General features: G+C 71.4%; 16 protein-coding genes. 6 read left to right on the top strand and 10 right to left on the bottom strand.

Features of this window, described 5'->3' with window-relative positions; all coding sequences use genetic code 11:
- Window positions 1–116: 116 nt before the first annotated feature.
- Window positions 117–1,973 carry a tetracycline resistance ribosomal protection protein Otr(A) gene (otr(A), locus tag ACFV2J_RS32640; RefSeq protein ID WP_385083634.1) on the bottom strand — a complete coding sequence of 619 codons (1,857 nt, stop codon included), beginning with the start codon at window positions 1,971–1,973 and terminating at the stop codon, window positions 117–119.
- A gap of 246 nt (window positions 1,974–2,219) precedes the next feature.
- Between otr(A) and ACFV2J_RS32635 the strand changes: the two genes are divergently transcribed.
- Window positions 2,220–3,173 (top strand): ribose-phosphate diphosphokinase, encoded by a 954-nt coding sequence (locus tag ACFV2J_RS32635; RefSeq protein ID WP_385083633.1) that lies wholly within the window; start codon window positions 2,220–2,222, stop codon window positions 3,171–3,173.
- Window positions 3,174–3,300: 127 nt separating this feature from the next.
- Here the strand turns inward: ACFV2J_RS32635 and ACFV2J_RS32630 are convergent, their stop codons facing one another.
- The 5 genes from ACFV2J_RS32630 to ACFV2J_RS32610 form a co-directional block, all read right to left on the bottom strand.
- Entirely contained in the window at window positions 3,301–3,630 is a 330-nt protein-coding gene (locus tag ACFV2J_RS32630) for an ArsR/SmtB family transcription factor (RefSeq protein ID WP_385083632.1), read from the bottom strand.
- A 130-nt stretch (window positions 3,631–3,760) separates the two neighbouring features.
- A complete protein-coding gene (locus ACFV2J_RS32625; protein ID WP_385441998.1) occupies window positions 3,761–4,495 on the bottom strand; it encodes an SDR family NAD(P)-dependent oxidoreductase in 735 nt (244 codons plus the stop codon).
- A 481-nt stretch (window positions 4,496–4,976) separates the two neighbouring features.
- Window positions 4,977–5,162, bottom strand: a complete 186-nt coding sequence (locus tag ACFV2J_RS32620; RefSeq protein ID WP_385094510.1) for a hypothetical protein — start codon at window positions 5,160–5,162, stop codon at window positions 4,977–4,979.
- A 258-nt stretch (window positions 5,163–5,420) separates the two neighbouring features.
- Window positions 5,421–5,801, bottom strand: coding sequence for an anti-sigma factor antagonist (locus ACFV2J_RS32615; protein WP_385094507.1), 381 nt, complete (start codon window positions 5,799–5,801; stop codon window positions 5,421–5,423).
- 257 nt (window positions 5,802–6,058) lie between these two features.
- The gene (locus ACFV2J_RS32610) at window positions 6,059–7,009 is read right to left on the bottom strand and encodes an NADP-dependent oxidoreductase (protein ID WP_385094505.1); all 951 of its coding nucleotides are present in this window, start codon (window positions 7,007–7,009) and stop codon (window positions 6,059–6,061) included.
- Between the two features lie 70 nt (window positions 7,010–7,079).
- Between ACFV2J_RS32610 and ACFV2J_RS32605 the strand changes: the two genes are divergently transcribed.
- Window positions 7,080–8,027: a GlxA family transcriptional regulator gene (locus ACFV2J_RS32605; RefSeq protein ID WP_385094502.1), complete on the top strand. Its 948-nt coding sequence runs from the start codon at window positions 7,080–7,082 to the stop codon at window positions 8,025–8,027.
- 160 nt (window positions 8,028–8,187) lie between these two features.
- Window positions 8,188–9,168 (top strand): zinc-binding dehydrogenase, encoded by a 981-nt coding sequence (locus ACFV2J_RS32600; protein ID WP_385094515.1) that lies wholly within the window; start codon window positions 8,188–8,190, stop codon window positions 9,166–9,168.
- A gap of 156 nt (window positions 9,169–9,324) precedes the next feature.
- Here ACFV2J_RS32600 and ACFV2J_RS32595 read toward each other — a convergent pair whose 3' ends face one another.
- The 3 genes from ACFV2J_RS32595 to ACFV2J_RS32585 all read right to left on the bottom strand — a co-directional run bounded on the left by ACFV2J_RS32595 (window position 9,325) and on the right by ACFV2J_RS32585 (window position 11,885).
- Window positions 9,325–9,720 (bottom strand): VOC family protein, encoded by a 396-nt coding sequence (locus tag ACFV2J_RS32595; protein WP_385094512.1) that lies wholly within the window; start codon window positions 9,718–9,720, stop codon window positions 9,325–9,327.
- Between the two features lie 413 nt (window positions 9,721–10,133).
- Window positions 10,134–10,904: a DUF427 domain-containing protein gene (locus tag ACFV2J_RS32590; protein ID WP_385094499.1), complete on the bottom strand. Its 771-nt coding sequence runs from the start codon at window positions 10,902–10,904 to the stop codon at window positions 10,134–10,136.
- 234 nt (window positions 10,905–11,138) lie between these two features.
- Window positions 11,139–11,885 carry an SDR family oxidoreductase gene (locus tag ACFV2J_RS32585; protein ID WP_385095935.1) on the bottom strand — a complete coding sequence of 249 codons (747 nt, stop codon included), beginning with the start codon at window positions 11,883–11,885 and terminating at the stop codon, window positions 11,139–11,141.
- A 464-nt stretch (window positions 11,886–12,349) separates the two neighbouring features.
- On the opposite strand from ACFV2J_RS32585, the gene ACFV2J_RS32580 reads away from it, so the two are divergent.
- Both ACFV2J_RS32580 and ACFV2J_RS32575 read left to right on the top strand, forming a co-directional pair.
- On the top strand, window positions 12,350–12,721 hold the full coding sequence (locus ACFV2J_RS32580; protein ID WP_385095946.1) for a cupin domain-containing protein: 372 nt from the start codon (window positions 12,350–12,352) through the stop codon (window positions 12,719–12,721).
- A gap of 125 nt (window positions 12,722–12,846) precedes the next feature.
- Window positions 12,847–13,461 (top strand): DUF5134 domain-containing protein, encoded by a 615-nt coding sequence (locus ACFV2J_RS32575; protein ID WP_385095938.1) that lies wholly within the window; start codon window positions 12,847–12,849, stop codon window positions 13,459–13,461.
- A gap of 189 nt (window positions 13,462–13,650) precedes the next feature.
- Here ACFV2J_RS32575 and ACFV2J_RS32570 read toward each other — a convergent pair whose 3' ends face one another.
- A complete protein-coding gene (locus tag ACFV2J_RS32570; protein WP_385095941.1) occupies window positions 13,651–14,547 on the bottom strand; it encodes an RNA polymerase sigma-70 factor in 897 nt (298 codons plus the stop codon).
- A gap of 465 nt (window positions 14,548–15,012) precedes the next feature.
- Between ACFV2J_RS32570 and ACFV2J_RS32565 the strand changes: the two genes are divergently transcribed.
- Window positions 15,013–16,083, top strand: coding sequence for a ferritin-like protein (locus ACFV2J_RS32565; RefSeq protein WP_385095943.1), 1,071 nt, complete (start codon window positions 15,013–15,015; stop codon window positions 16,081–16,083).
- Window positions 16,084–16,404 lie beyond the last annotated feature (321 nt).

Below are 16,404 nucleotides of genomic sequence, written 5' to 3'. Positions count from 1 at the left end.
GGTGGATCCCCCCCCCTTTGGGGCTCCCTATAGGGGGCTTGGGCACTCGGGTCGGGGGGGGGGGGCGGCGCGCGGGGCTTGTTTGTAAACCCCCCCCCCCCCGCGCGACCGCCGGACTACACGCGCCGGTCGCCCGACGGCCGTGACCACCACACGCCCTCGCCGTGGGTGAGCCCCGGCAGCCGCAGCTCGATGTCCCGCACCCGCCGGGCCGGCAGCTCGCCGGTGACCAGCCAGGAGGTGTGCCCGCCGGTGGTCTCCCCGAACTCCGCGCCCAGCGAGGCGAGTCGGGCGGTCACGGCGGCCAGCGCGTCGAGCGGGACCTTCACCTCGAAGGTGTGACAGGGCTCGTACAGCCGCGTCCCCGCCCGCTCCAGCGCACGCCGCAGCACGATCGGGGTGAGGCCCCGGAAGTCGGCGGCGGTGCTCAGCGGCGCGACGAACCCGGAGCGGGTCAGCGTGACCCGGTAGTCCGTCACCGGCCGGCCGTGCGTGCCGGTGAGCAGGGTCGAGAGGACGGTGTCCTCGATGGCCTGATGGAAGGCGCGGGGAAGGGCGCCGAGCTCGGTCTCGTACGTGAAGACACCGCCCGAACCGATCGGCCCCGGTCCGATGCGCAGGCCCACGGTCGCCCAGAACCCGAGGTGACCGTGCCGCTGGATCTCCTCGCATGCCTCCCCGGTGCCGTCCGGCCGCTCCAGGAACCGCACCCGGCTCGGTTCGAACTCCGCCTCGATGCCGAAGTCCTGGGCGAGCGTGGCCACGAGGACCTCCAGCTGGACCTCGCCGTAGAGGAGCAGTGAGGTGGCGCCGGACGGGGCGGGGCGGGCCCGCAGCAACGGGTCCTGGTCGGCCAGGTCGAGCAGCGCCGAGCGCAACGGGGCCGCCTCGTGCGGGTGCTTGGCCCGGACCACCGTCTCCAGCGTCGGGGCGGCGAACTGCGGCGTACGGTCGGTGACGTCACCGAGCCGGTCGCCGACGCGGACACCGCTCACGCCCCGGAGCGCGGCGATGTCGCCCCCGGTCAGGGCGGCCGCCCCGGGCCGGCCGACGACGTCCAGTTCACGAGCGCGACCGGGCACCGGGCAGGTGCGCCCGTCGGCCTCGCGCCGCACGAACGTGAGACGCTGACGAGCCGTCACCCGGCCTTCGTACAGGCGCAGATACGCGGTGCGCTCGCCGCCGGGCCCGGGACGTACGGCGAAGACCGTGCCGCGGGGCTGCCCGGAGTCGGGAGCGGCCGGCCGTGGCACCATCCGGACCAGTGCCTCGACGAGCTCGGGAACACCCTGGCCGCCCAGGGCCGATCCGAAGAGGACCGGATGGAGGGAGCCGTCGGCGGTGCGCGCCGCGAGGGCGGCGTGCAGCACCTCCGGGGTGGGCGGGGGACCGTCCACGACCCCGGCGAGCACTCCCGCGTCCACCTCCGCGAGTGTGCCGATCGACGTCTCGTCCAGCGGACGCGGGACGACACGGGCGTGGGGGCCGCCGAGGTCACGTACGCGGGTGAGCGGGACGACGTACGGGGTGAGGCGGCGCCGGATCTCGTCGAGCAGCGACTCCTCCCGCGCTCCCGTCCGGTCGATCTTGTTGACGAAGACGAGCGTGGGCAGCCGGAGCCTGCGCAGGGTCCTCATGAGGACCCGGGTCTGCGCCTGGACGCCCTCCACGGCGGAGAGCAGCAGCACGGCGCCGTCCAGGACCTCCAGGGCCCGCTCGACCTCGGCGATGAAGTCCGAGTGCCCAGGGGTGTCGATCAGGTTGATCTGGACGTCCCCGGCGGTGAAGGCGGCGACGGCCGAGCGGATGGTGATGCCCCGCCGGCGCTCGATCTCACCGTCGTCCGTGCGGGTGTCGCCCGCGTCGACGCTGCCGAGCCGGTCGAGGGCGCCGCCGTCGAACAGCAGCCGCTCGGTGAGGCTGGTCTTACCCGCGTCGACGTGGGCCAGAATGCCGATGTTCAGGGTGTGCATGCGTGGTCGTGTCCTCGGGAGCGGTCGTCCGGCAGGGGGGCTGAGACGTTCCGAGGAATCGGCGCATGTCGTTCTCCCGAGGGTGAGAGGTGCGGGCGAGGTCATGATGACGTAAGGCCGGTGACCGTGCGCAACCGGTTTTCCCCCGGTGGGGGACCCCGCCGGGGGCCAGTACGATGAGGCACGCATCCCGGGTCGATCATGCCAGCCGGCGGCGCACCCGGTTCGATCTTGCGAGGAGCGGTCGTGCGTGACATCGCCGTGTTCAGCGGTAGTGCCCATCCCGAGCTGGCGGCAGAGGTCTGCGCGCATCTCGGCGTGCCCCTCAGCCCGACCCGGGTCAGCCGGTTCGCCAACGACTGCCTGGAGGTACAGCTCCAGGCCAATTGCCGTGAGCGGGACGTGTTCCTCGTGCAGCCGCTCGTCACCCCGGTGCAGGAGCACCTGGTGGAGCTGCTGATGATGTGCGACGCGGCCAGGGGGGCGTCCGCCGGGCGGATCACGGTGGTCATGCCGCACTACTCGTACGCGCGTTCCGACAAGAAGGACATGCCGCGGATCTCCATGGGCGGCCGGCTGGTGGCCGACCTGCTGGTGGCGGCCGGGGCGAGCCGTGTGCTGGCGATGACGCTGCACTCCCCGCAGGTCCACGGGTTCTTCTCGGTGCCGGTCGACCATCTGCACGCGCTGCGCGAGCTGGCCGCGCACTTCCGCAGGCACGACCTGTCCCGCACGACGGTGGTCTCGCCCGACCTGGGCAACGCCAAGGAGGCGGCGGCCTTCGCGCGGCTGATCGGTGCCCAGGTGGCGGCCGGTGCCAAGCAGCGGTTCGCGGACGACCGGGTGAGCATCAGCTCCGTCATCGGCGAGATCGCCGGACGGGATGTCATCGTGCTCGACGACGAGATCGCCAAGGGCAGCACCGTACTCGAACTGCTGGAGAGGCTGCGGGAGTTGGGGCCGCGCTCGATCCGGGTCGCCTGCACCCACGGACTGTTCGCGGCGGGCGCGCTCAAGCGGCTCAGCGAGCAGGAGGACGTGCTGGAGATCGTGTGCACCAACACCGTGCCCGTGCCGCGCGAGGAGTACACGGAGAAGCTGAGCATCCTGTCCATCGCCCCGGCTCTCGCGGAGGCCGTACGGCGCATCCACAACGGCGAGTCCGTCAGCGCCCTGTTCGACGCGCCCCAGAACGAATAGGCCGTGGTCCGGCGAGGATCGGACCGACAGGCGTCGCCGCACGGAACGGTGGCCGTCCGTCGCGCGGGCAGACGGGCGGGTGGCGGGGCGGAGAAACGTGCGGGACGGAACGCACCGCGCGCAATCGCTACCGATCGAGTGAGGGATCCTGCCGGGTGTCGACGAGGTCCAGCAGGCCGGGGAAACGGCTTTCCAGTTCCGCCCGGCGCAGCGTCACCTTACGGCTGTTGCCGTAGTTGACCTGCCGGAGGAGGCCCGCTTCGCGCAGGACGCGGAAGTGATGAGTCAAGGTCGACTTGGAGATGTCGAGGCTGAAGGACGCGCACGTCCGCTCGACGCCGTCCTTCTCGGTGCACAGTTCTTCGACGACCTTGCGCCGGTGGGGATCCGCGAGGGCGGCGAACAGCGCCCCGATCTCCATCTCCTCGAGGGACGGGTGGCCCTCCGCGTCCGGCATGCCCTCTCCTCCCTCTCCTGAGGTACGACAAATATCGTACCATAGGGCACATTTGCTCCCGCGTGAGTCCTGTGCCGCGGTCGAGGGGTGTGACCGATGGTGAGTGGTCGCGCTCGGACGCCGGGGGGTCTCAGGCGAGGGCGGGGCGGCCGCCGCCGACCTCCAGGACGGCGCCGGTGATGTAGCCGGCGCGGTCGGAGGCGAGGAAGGTGACGGCTTCGGCGACCTCTTCGGGCTCTCCGACGCGGCCCATCGCGGTCATGCCGTCCGCGATGGCCTTCAGCATGGTCTCGTCCGCGGCTGTGCCCGGGGTGCGGATCGGACCGGGGGCGACGGTGTTGACCCGTACGCCCTGCTGGGCGTACTCGGCGGCCCAGATCTGGGTGAGCTGTTCGAGTGCGGCTTTGGAGGCGGCGTAGATGCCGCTGCCGCTCGTGGTGAGGCTGGCGGCGACGGTGCTGATGTTCACGATGGAGCCGTGTCCGCGTGCGGCCATCCGCGGGGCCAGTTCCCGTACCAGCAGGTAGGGCGCCTTGGTGTTGAGGTTCATCTGGAGGTCGAACAGTTCGGTGGTCATCTCGGCGGTCGAGTGGAACTTGTAGACGCCCGCGTTGTTGACCAGTATGTCGGCGTCGCCCGCCTGTTCGGCCAGCCGCAGGACGCCCTCGGGGTCGCCGAGGTCGGCCTGGACGAACCGTGCGGTGCCGCCGGCCGCCTCGATCTCCCCGACCACGGCGTCGCCGCGTTCGGGGTCGCGGCCGTGGACGATGACCTCGGCGCCCTCGCGCGCCAGTTGTGCGGCCACGGCGCGGCCGATACCCGCGGTGGCCCCGGTGACGAGGGCCGTGCGACCGGAAAATCCCATGATCATCAGCTCCTCCGTAACGGCATGGACTGCCGAGTCCCCGCAGACGGAAGCCGTAAGGGGTGACCCCTGCCTCCGCCGTCGGCGGCCCATGGCATCGGGCGTGCCCGGGACTTTCGGGGCCGGCTCACCGACTCGCGCGTCGCGCCTCGGCGGAGATCGCCGACGGGTCGCCGTCGAACGGGGCGGGGACGGGTCGTGCCGGAGTTCGCGGATGTCGACATGGGTGCATGTCGTACATGTCGGTGATCTCCGTCACATTGTAGTCGGGGCGTCACCGGCCCGGCAGTGCGGAGTCCCCCGTCGTTCCCGCGCCCGCTTCCGGAACTCGTGCGAACGCGTCCGTCCGCGGCGGCCGAACGGCCCGCTTCCGGCTGGATCTCCGTCGTCGTACGACCGTAGGGGAGGCGGGCGGCGCGCCGCGTCGGGGCGCCGCCCGTGGGTGAAGTGCCGTCCCGGTCGTGCGCGGCGGTCGTGGTCGCTACTCCTCTTCCGTACCGGGCGAGTTGAGGGCGGCGGCCGGGGTGTGCGGGCAGCCGCGGGGGACCTGCGGCACGGGTCGGTCACTCCTTGCCGTGACGGAGGCGGCCCGCAGGGCGGACACGGTGCCGGGGAGGCGGATGCGGCGCAGTCGGGCAGAGGGGACGACCGTGCAGGTGATCGGCATGGAAAGGTCCTTCGGTGTCGTTCCGCCATCAGTCCTGGGGGTGCCGTGATGTCCGGCGGCCCGAGTGGACCGATGGGGGTGGCCGGGGGGCCGGGCCGCCGCCCGGGCCGGCTCCGCGGAGTGGTGACGCGCAGCCTGGTGATGCGATCCGGAACAGAGCCTTCCGCCCTAGGTGCGACTTTGATAGTACCTAGCCGCTTCCGGGCTTGGGCGGAAGTGAGGTATGAAGCACGTCATACCTTCTCGAAAGGTCTCCGGTCACAAGGTGCCGGACGCCGTCTCCGGCTGTGTCAGGGCCTCGTCGAGTGACGCGGAGGGCGGCAGGAGTCGGTCCAGGCCGGTCACCCTCAGCATGCGCAGGGTCAGTGGACGGTCGCAGACCAGGTGCAGCCGTCCGCCCCGGGCGAGGACCCGGCTCCTCGCCCGGTACAGCAGGCGCAGCCCCGAGCAGTCGAAGAACTCGACGGGTCGCAGGTCGATCACGACCTGTGGCTCCGGTCGGCCGGTGGCCGAGTCCAGGTACGGGGTGATCTCCAGGGCGGTGAGGATGTCGATCTCGCCGTGGAGCTCCAGCACGGTGTTGCCCCGGTCCCGGTGGACGCGCAGATGCCGGTGCGGCGGCGCGGGGTCGTGGGTCACGACGACATCGTCTCCAACCGGCTGCTGAACCGCTCCTGATGAAGGGGGAAGGCCCACAACTCCGGCCCCCGCTCTGCAAGTTACCCTCGTTGGAGTGAATTTCAGCATGTTCGATTGACATATGTCTTCGATTTAGGCGAGGACTCCTCGAGTCGCCTGCTCGGTCCGGACGCCGGGGCGTGGAGGGCCGGCCGGTGCGGAGGGAACGCGCGGCGGGGCACGGGCGAGGTGATCGCGCCCGTGCCCCGTGCTGCGCGTCAGTCGGCCAGCAGCACCAGCTTGCCCACGGTCCGGCCGGTGTCCCCGAGCCTGTGCGCCTCGGCGGCGTCGGCCAGGGGGAACGCGCCCGTGACCGTCGGGCGCAGCAGGCCCTTGTCGACGAGATCCGCGATCGCCCGCATGCCCGCCTGGTCGGCCTCCACCAGCATCCGCGCCGCCCGCACGCCCAGCCGGGCGGCCTCCTCGTACAGCTCCTCCGGGCCCACCGGCAGGATCGACACCACGATCCCGCCCTTCCGCAGCACGCGCAGGGACTGGAAGGTGTTGTCGTCGCCGATCGTGTCGAGAACCACGTCGACGTCCCGCACGGCCTCGGTGAAGTCGGTCTCGCGGTAGTCGATCAGCTCGTCCGCGCCCAGCTTGCGCAGGAACTCGTGCTTGCCGGCGCTCGCGGTGCCGATCACGTACGCGCCCCGTGCCTTGGCGATCTGCACGGCCACGTGCCCGACTCCGCCGGCGGCCGCGTGGATCAGCACACGCTGACCGGGCCGAACGTCGGCCGTGTCGACGAGTGCCTGCCAGGCGGTGAGCGAGACCAGCGGGAGGGCGCCGGCCTCCGTGTGGTCGATGCCGGCCGGCTTGCGCGCGAAGGAACGCGCGGGAGCGGTCACGTACTCGGCGTGCGAGCCGTGCCCGAAGGGGTAGGGCAGCATGCCGAAGACCTCGTCGCCCGGCGCGTGGACGGTGACGCCGATCCCGACGGCCTCCACCACGCCGGAGACGTCCCAGCCGAGGACGAAGGGCGGTTGGCCCAGGAACAGGCCGGTCGCGCGGTGCTTCCAGTCGGTCGGGTTGACCCCGGCCGCCCGCACCCGCACCAGCACCTCGCTGGGTCCGGGAACCGGGCGCTCCTTCTCCACCACCTTGAGGACCTCGGGTCCGCCGAGAACGTCCTGACTGATCGCGCGCATCGTGTTCTTAGTAGTCATGACACCCAGCCTGCCGGGGCGGAGCGCTCCGTGAAATGGCACGATTGCCAATCTCCGATAGGATCGTGCCATGCGGCATGTGGAGAGAGTGGTCGTCCTGGCGCTCGACGGCGTCTACCCCTTCGAGCTCGGCATCCCCAGCCGGATCCTCGGCGCGGCGGACGGCCGGTACGAGGTGCTGACCTGCACCGTCGACGGCGGCCCGGTGCGCAGCAACGCGGACTTCTCGATCACCGTGGAGCACGGTCCCGAGGTCCTGCGCACGGCCGACACGGTGGTGATCCCGGCCATCACGCCCGCGATCGTCACCGAGGAGCTCCCCGCCGAGGTCGCCGCGGCACTCGCGCTCATCCGGCCGGGCACCCGTCTCGTCTCCATCTGCACCGGCGCGTTCGTGCTGGCGGCGGCCGGTCTCCTGGAGGGGCGGCGGGCGACCACGCACTGGCAGCTCGCCGACGAGTTCCGCCGCGCGTACCCCGGGGTGGACCTGGATCCGGACGTCCTCTTCGTGGACGACGGCACGATCCTCACCTCCGCCGGTGCCGCCTCCGGAGTCGACATCTGCCTGCACATCCTGCGCAAGGACCACGGCAGCGAGCTGGCGAACAGTGTGGCCCGGCGCTGTGTGGTGCCGCCCTGGCGCGACGGCGGCCAGGCCCAGTACATCGAGCAGCCCGTTCCCGACCCCGTGGCGACCAGTACCGCCGCGACCCGGGTGTGGGCGCTGGCCCGTCTGGGTGACCCGCTGACGCTGGCCGACCTCGCCGGCCACGCCCGGATGAGCCTGCGCACCTTCGCCCGGCGTTTCCACGACGAGGTGGGCCTGAGCCCCGGCCGCTGGCTCATCCAGCAGCGCGTCACCCGCGCCCGCCACCTGCTGGAGTGCAGCGAGCTCTCGGTCGACCAGATCGCCGGCGAGGTCGGCTTCGCGACCGGCACCTCCCTGCGCCAGCACCTGCACGCGGCGATCGGTGTCTCGCCGCAGGCCTACCGGCGCACGTTCCACGCGGCCCGCTGACCCGATCGCCGGACGGTCCGCGGCGCGGACGGCCGCGCCCCAACAGGCGAGTGGCCAGGGCGAGTCGGGAATGAAACCGCGGCGACAGCGTGTTGAGGACCGCCGACCGACTCTCCTCCCCAGGGAAGAAGGCAGGCCCGTGACGTCCTCGCCGACCACCATGCGCGCTGTCCAGCTCTCCGCCCCCGGCCCTGTGGACAATCTGCGGCTGACCACCCTCCCGCTCCCGCCCAGGCGGGACGGCTGGGTACGCATCCGCGTCGAGGCGTTCGGCCTCAACCGCTCGGAGCTGAAGCTTCGACTGGGCCTGAGTGTGGGCGTCGGCTTCCCCCGGGTGCCGGGCATCGAGGCCGCCGGCACCGTCGACGCGGCTCCGGACGGCAGCATGCTGGCCGTGGGACAGAAGGTCGTCGCGATGATGGGGGACATGGGACGCACCTACGACGGCGGCTATGCCGAGTACACGTCCGTGCCGCTGTCCCAGGTCATCCCCGTCGACACCGACCTGCCCTGGGAGTTGCTGGGCGCCCTGCCGGAGATGGTGCAGACCGCCCACGGCTCGCTCACCGTCGGTCTCGACCTGAAACCCGGCCAGTCCGTGCTGATCCGCGGCGGCACCTCCTCGGTGGGCCTGGCGGCCGCCGCGCTGGCCACCTGGCGTGGCGCCACGGTGCTCGCCACCACCCGGCGGCCGGACCGCCTGGACCTGCTGAAGCGGCGCGGTGTCGACCACCCGCTGCTCGACACCGGTGAGGTCGCGGCCGCCGTGCGCGAGCTGTACCCGCACGGAGTCGACGCCGCCCTCGATCTCGTCGGCACCCCGACCCTGCCCGACACCCTGCGCGCGGTACGCGTGCACGGCACGGCCTGCTTCGGCGGCAGCCTCTCCAACCAGTGGACGGTGCGGGACTTCTCCCCGAACGAGTACCTGCCGAAGGGGGTGCGGCTGGCGGGCTACTTCGGCGACGCCGCCGACCTGCCCCGGGAGGCCTTCCAGGAAATCCTCGACGCGGTCGCGGCCGGCCGGCTGGCCTTCCCCGTGGACCGCGTCTACGACGGCCTGGAGCAGGTGCCGCGGGCCCACGACGACATGGAGCACGACCGCGCCACCGGCAAACTCGTCGTCCGCGTCCGGCATTAGGACCTGCCGCGCGAGTCCCCCTGTCCGAGCGGTGGGCGTGCCGGGCGCCGCGAGGCAGGCGGGACTTTCGCGACACGCCTCGGGGTTCGGGTGGCCGATCGGCCACCTTCTCGGTGCTCGGCGGCGTCGGCGGCGAGGTGTGGGAGGAAGCCGTGGTCAGGACTCCGCGGGCAGGGCGGCCAGGATTCCGCTGAGCAGACCCGTGGACTGGCCCACCTCGATGAGATGGCCGTCCGGGTCGCGCAGATAGCAGCGGATCTCCGATGCCCGGTCGAGAGGCTCGGTCAGGAAGCGCGCCCCCTTCGCGACGGCGTGCGCGTGGAAGGCCGCCATGTCGGCCACGCGCACGTTCAGGAAGCTGGACACCCGGTCGCTGTCGGCCGGAACTTCCAGTGTGACGCCCGGCTTGTCCGGGGTGGGTCCGCCGCCGGGGTTCATGATGATCCAGCTGTTCGCCACCTTGACGATCGCCGGGTTCTCCGCCATCACGACCTCACCGCCGAACACGTCGGCGTAGAAGCGTCGCGAGACCGCGACGTCGCTCACGGTCAGGAAGTACGTGAGGAGGAGGCCGTGTTCGGGTACGGGGAGGTCACCGTGCGGGGCCGTCGGTTCCTCACCCCCGGGCCGGGCCGTCGCGCCGTGTCCGGCAGGGGCCTGGCCGCCTTGCTGCCGCGCCGTCGTCCCCGTGGAAATGCCGTTCTCGCGAGTATGTGCTGAATCCCTGTCGGACACCGTGTCCCGCCCTTCCGTAGGTCCACCACGTCACAGGGCGCGCACCACCGTCCTGGGCGTGGTCGCGCGTTCAGCCCTGTGAGTGTCTGCCCGGAATGACCGAGCATGCCGGGGATCTGTGACAGGGGCGCCGCGCCGACAGCGCGCATGCGGTGCGTCGTGACCGCCACCGGGAATCAGGGCCCGTCCGCCGGGCCCGCCCAGCGGGCCCGGCGGCAACCGGTCGAGTTCTACAACCCGGTGGGCCGCGGCAGCAGTGTGTCGTCGACGTACAGGTCCACGTGTTCGTTGTAGAACGCCGTCATGCCCGCGACGCGGTTGGCCTGGATCGTCGGGAAGTCGTACATCCAGGCGATGTCGTCGTGGGTGGCGACGTCGCTGTCGAACGACCAGTAGCTGCTGGTGGTGCCCTTGTACGGGCAGTGGGTCACCGTGTCGGAGCGGCGCAGCAGGGTCCAGTCGACGTGCTCGCGGTCGAGGTAGTACCGGGTCGGCAGGCCGGTCTCGAACAGCTTCACACAGTTCGGCGCGTCCGCCAGCACGACGCCGTCCAGCTCCACGCGGACCGTGCTGGACGAACGCAGGGCGTCCACCCGGGAGTAGGGGCTCCTCGGGTGGACGAAGACCGGCTCGTCCTCCTCGAACCAGGAGTCCAGCGCCTTCCATTCGAAACGGACGGTGCCGCGCAGACGTTCCGGAGCGGCGTCGTCCCAGACCCACGCCGAGCCCTCGCGGACCTCGGACCCGGTCCGCAGGGAGTGGCGCCGGGCGGGCCCGGCGCCCAGCACCTCGACATGGCCGTCGTCCGTCAGCACTCCCTCGACCATGTCCTCGACCGGGATGCTGAACTGGGGATAGGCGAGCCATTCCCAGACGTACAGCGCGCGCCGGGTGTCGAAGACGGTGCGGCCACCGATCAGCCCACGGACGCGCCGCGGTACGGGTTCCACGTGTCCGATCGGGGCGATCGGGCGCGGGTGCGACACGCTTTCTTCTGTCATTCGGTGTTCTCCTCGGTTCACTCGTTGCCCGTACGCCCTCGGTGCGGGGCGTTTCCGGTCTCCGGCGCGGACCCGGGCGCGGGCGTGCGCCGCTGCCGTGGCGGATGCGGCCCGCCCGTGCGGCGAGCCGGCCGGTCGCCCCGGAGGCGAGGGCCGCCTCCACGCCCGCCGTGCGGCGCGGAGGCGGCCCTCGCAGGGGACAGGCCCTGGCGGCGGAACCGCTCAGGGGCGGGACTACCGCTGCTGGGCGACCCAGTCGGCGAAACGCACCGCGCCGACGCGGACGTCGGGGCCGGGGAGCAGGGTGGTCTCCTGCAACCGGGCACCGAAGTAAGGGGCCTTGGGGTCCGCGACGACCGTACGGGGGTCGTTCCTGGCGGCGAGACCCTTGCCGATCAGCTCGTCCAGCTGGAACGTGTCGGGACCGGCCACCTCGACCACGCCGCCGACCGGTGTGCCGACGGCGGTGGCGCCCACGACGGCGGCGACGTCGTCGGAGTGGACGGGCCGGATCCCGACCGGGGCGAGATGCACGGTGTCGCCCTGGGTGCCCGAGTCCGCGATGCCCTTCATGAACTCGAAGAACTGCGTGGCGTGAACGATGGAGTAGGGAATCCCGGACTCCTTGATCAGCTCCTCCTGTACCTGCTTGGCGCGGAAGTAGCCGCTCTCCTGGAGCCGTTCGGTGCCGACCACGGACAGCGCGACGTGGTGGGTCACGCCGGTCTCCTTCTCGGCCTTCAGGAGGTTCGTGGTGGAGGTACGGAAGAACTCCATGACGTCGTCGTCCGCGAACGAGGGGGAGTTGGAGACGTCCACCACCACCTGGGCTCCGCGCAGGACTTCGGTGACGCCCTCACCCGTCAGCGTGTTCACCCCGCTGCTGGGGGAGGCCGGCACCGCCTCGTGGCCGTGTTCGGCGAGCTTGCCCACCAGCTTCGATCCGATGAGTCCGGTTCCGCCGATGACTACAACCTTCATGATGGGGTCCTCTCGGATAGGCGCCCCGCGCGGCGCGAAGAAGTCGACGTGGTCCATCCGGACCGGGGTCGCGTCGCACGGGTCGGCAGTGTCTGTACCAACAAGGACAGGGCAGCGGCGGTCCGTGTGACACCGCACCCGTGATGCTCACCCAGGGCGAGTGAAGCGGGCACGTCGTGACACCGCGCCACCCGCGGCCGAGCACGCCGCCCCGGGGTACGGCCAGGCCCCGCCTCGTGTCACAGATCCACGGCGCACCCGGTCATCACGACGAAACAGCCACGGGGACCGGAGGCGGGACCTCTTGTCCGGCGGACGGTGTGCCACCCGTGGCTTTGTGGATGATCTACGGAAGGTGCGAACCAGTGTCGAACAAGGACTCAGCGCACGATCACGGCCACGGGCACGGCGGGCACGGACACGGGAACGGCGAGGACGGGCCGAGCTGGACGCGCGCGGCGAAGATGCTGCAGGACGCGTCGCCGATCACCGTGCCCGAAGGTGCCTCGGCGATGACGATCCACGTCGAATGGGAGCCCGGCGACCCGGGAACCCCTCCGCACCGGCACTCGGGACCGGCTTTCGGGTACGTCGTCGAAGGCGCGGTGCGCTTCGAGCTCGAAGGTGAGCCCGAGCGTGTGGTGGAGGCGGGCGGTACGTTCTGGGAGCCGGGCGGCGACGCCATCCACTACCAGGACGGCAACGCGCTGGCCGACGCCCGCACACGCTTCGTGGTGACCATGCTGTGCGCGCCGGGCAGGCCCATGCTCGAACTGGTCGACGAGGAAGAACTCGCCCAGCGCGCCCATCTGCGCGCCCCGCGCCCCACTGCCTGACCCCGCGCCCGCTCGGCGGCGGGACGGCCTCGGCCGTCCCGCCCTGCCGGCGACACCCGCACGTGCGGCGGTGCGCACGCACGTCACGAGGGAATCGGTCCGTTCGTGGGAGGGCGCGGCACGGCATGAGTGCCTCCGATGTCATCTACTGCATGCTGACACCGCTGTTCGCGGCGTCAGCCGTCCACGCCCTGCGGTACGGAGTCCTGCCACGGTGTCCGGGGTGGCGCAGCCGCGTCGACCGTCTTCTGCACGCCGTCATGGCCCTGGCCATGGCGGTGATGCCGTGGTGGAACCTGGGCCGGGTGCTGCCCGGAGCGGCGCCGACGGCCTTCTTCGTCGCCGCCGCGCTGTGGTACCCGCTGACCGCGGTGGACCGCCGCCGGAAGTCCGGACCGGCCGCGGTCGTGAAGCGGCTTCCGCACGCGGTCGGCATGGCCGCGATGGCCTGGATGACCCGCCCCGGAGCGGCCGAGCCGCACGAAGCTCTGGGTGCAGAACCTTTGACGATGCATCAGACAGACCGAGCCGTGGGGTCGATGAAGGCGGCCGACACGGTCACCGCGGTACTGGCTCTCTGTCTCCTCACTCATGCGCTGAGGCTGCTGACCCGCGGCATGCCCCCGTGGCGCGTGTCCGGGAGCGGCGGCGTCTTCACCGTCAGGGAGCTCAACGACCACTTCTGGAACGGGGTGACCGCCCTGGGAACGGCCGTCATGCTGCTGCTCATGACTCACTGACCGGGTGTACTCGCCGCGTGACCCAGGGTGTCCGAGGTGCCGGGCCCCGGCCGGCAGGCGTGGAGGACCAGGGCGATCGCCGGCAGGGGCCGCCCGTTGGCGGCGGACGGCGGTCCCGTGCACCTGCGAACGGGGCACACGGCGTGGTTCCTTCGGTCACTCGTGTGAGCAGTCGCCCGACGGGGGACCTCATTCGCCGAGTGACGCCACGTAGGGCATCAGCTTGCTGGGATTCATGACCCACATGAGGCGTTCGATGCCGCGCTCCGACACGTCGAAGGAGAGCAGGGCCACCGGCTTCCCGTCGGCCGAGACGAGGACGGCCGGGCTGCCGTTGGCCTCGACCCACTGGACCTCCGCCGGAGGCCAGAACCGCGGGGCGAAGGCGGCGAGGTACTTGGAGACACGGAGACGGCCGACGACCGGGATCCTGGACGCCCCGCGGATGCCTCCGCCGTCGGCGTAGCTGACCACGTCGGCACTGAGCACGTCCTCCAGCGCCGAGAGACTGCCCGTCCGCGCCGCCGCGAGGAAGGCCTCCAGCAGCCTTCGGTGCAGGGCGGGACTGACCGGGTCCCTGCGCTCGGCCGCGAGGTGTTTGCGGGCGCGGCTGACCAGTTGACGAGCGTTGACCGCGCTGGTCTCCAGGATGTCGGCGATCCGTCCGTAGGGGTAGTCGAAGGCTTCCCGCAGGACGTACGCGGCCCGTTCCACCGGGTTCAGTTTCTCCAGGAGGAAGAGGACGGCCATGTCCAGGGCCTCCGCGCGTTCGGCGCCCAGCTGCGGGTCCACGCTGGTGTCGACCGGCTCGGGGAGCCAGGGTCCGATGTACGTCTCGCGCCGCACCCTGGCGGACTGGGCGAGGTTGATCGCCAGCCGGGCGGTGACCGTGGCCAGGAACGCGGCGGGTTCGTGGATGTCGGCGCGGTCCGCCTTCTGCCACCGCAGCCACGCCTCCTGCACGATGTCCTCGGCCTCCATGGCGCTGCCGAGCACGCGGTAGGCGATCCCGAAGAGCTGAGGGCGGGCCGCGACGAAATCCCTCGTCGCCCGGTCGAGCGAGCCTGCGTCATCCCCGGCGTCCATAGGTGTCCTCCCGTTCACGACCGCCACGGCGCAAATACTGTCACGGACAAAATATATCCGAGTAAGGGGGGTGGTCTCATCCGGTCCCCGGCGCTCACCCGGGTCGGCGCTGCCCGGAGCGAGGCGAGCCGGGCGAAGCCCGCGGTCACGGCCGCCCAGGAGGCACGGACCGCCGTCGGTCTCGACGGGGCTGTCACAGATCCGTCGGCGGTCCTGTCATAGCTGAGGAACTGACAGTGACGGGTGTCCCGGCAGACCGGGAGAGATGTCGTGAAGATCGTGGCGGCCGGCGACGCCGAGCGTTCCGTCCGACGGACTCGCCGCACCCCTCGACCCTACGAGTCACCCTGCCGGCCCGGACGGTCCGAAGCCGCCCGGACGGCACCCCGCTGTCCGGGTGAACGACCCGAACTCCCGTCGTCACCCGTGCACTTACCCCCTTGAACAGCCGAAGTGAGAAGACCTGTGCCTCATCCCGAACAGCCTGACGTCACCGAGACACGTTCAGCGGCACCGATAACGACACTCGAAAGCCTTCGTGAGCACCTGCAATGGGCGATCGAGCTGGAACACGCCACACTGCCGCCCTACCTCTGCGCCCTCTACTCGCTGGACCCGTCCAGGAACCCTGACGCCGTTCAGGTGGTGAGCAGTGTCTTCGTCGAGGAGATGGTCCACCTGGCACTGGCGGCGAACCTGCTCAACGCGGTCGGCGGCCGCCCCCGCCTGGACGCGCCGCACATGCTGCCCCGCCATCCCAGGCCCCTGCCGCACGGCGACCGCTCGTTGGTCATGTCACTGGTTCCCTTCGGGCCGGAAGCGCTCGAGATGTTCCTCCGCCTCGAACGGCCCGCGCGAGTCGGCGCTCCCGCCGAGGGCGACGAGTACGAGACGATCGGGCAGTTCTACGACGCGATCGAGCAGGGACTGCGCCACTTGTGCGCGGAACTCGGCGAACAGGCGGTCTTCCGCGGCGATCCGGCCCGCCAGGTCGCCGCAGGCCCCTTCGCGCACACGGGCGCGCAGATGACCGCGGTCACCGATCTCGGCTCGGCCCTGGCGGCGCTGAAAGAAATCGTCGAGCAGGGCGAGGGCGCGTCCCGCGGCGAGGTCTGGGACGGCGACCACGACGTCTTCCATGCCGAGCGCGACGAAGTCGCCCACTACTACCGGTTCCAGGAACTCAAGTCGGGCCGGCGATACCAGCGGGGTGACACACCGCGGTCCGGGCCCACGGGCGACGCGGTCGTGGTCGATCCCGAAGGTGTCCACCCGATGCGCCCCAATCCGCGGATGGCGGATCACCCCGTGGGCAGTCCCGTCCGAGCTGCCCAGGAGCAGTTCAACAAGACGTACTGCGTGCTGCTCCACCAACTGGACCAGGCGTTCAACGGCAGCCCGAGCTCGCTGGGCGCCGCGACCGGCACGATGTACGCGCTCAAGGCACAGGCGCAGAGCCTGATGCGGACGCCTGACGGGGACGACACGACAGCCGGCCCGACCTTCGAGTACATCGAACCCGGGCTCCGCGAGTGAGCGCACGACGAGCGGTATCGGATCCTCGTCGTCCGGCCGGCCCGTACGCGGCGTACGGATTGATCCGGCAGCCACCGGTAGCGCCCGGCCTGCCGAAGGCAGCGGCTCGCGAACGTCGTTGATCCGTCCCGTCCCGTCCGGTCCCGTGCCGCCCGCTCGATGCCGGCGGCCCGGGACGCGTCGAAGCCCGTGCGGACGGACGATGAGACGGTGCCCCCCGGCCGAAGGCCCGCGAGGCGCCGGGACGTTCCCGCGCGGCGCCTCGTGAGGCTCGGGGCCCGGTACGGGCGGGGGACCCGGCCCACTGGTGCACCAGTGGGC

This window comes from Streptomyces sp. NPDC059668 (genome assembly GCF_042734135.1).
Classification (GTDB): Bacteria; Actinomycetota; Actinomycetes; order Streptomycetales; family Streptomycetaceae; genus Streptomyces.
This window is presented reverse-complemented; position numbering and strand designations above follow the sequence as displayed.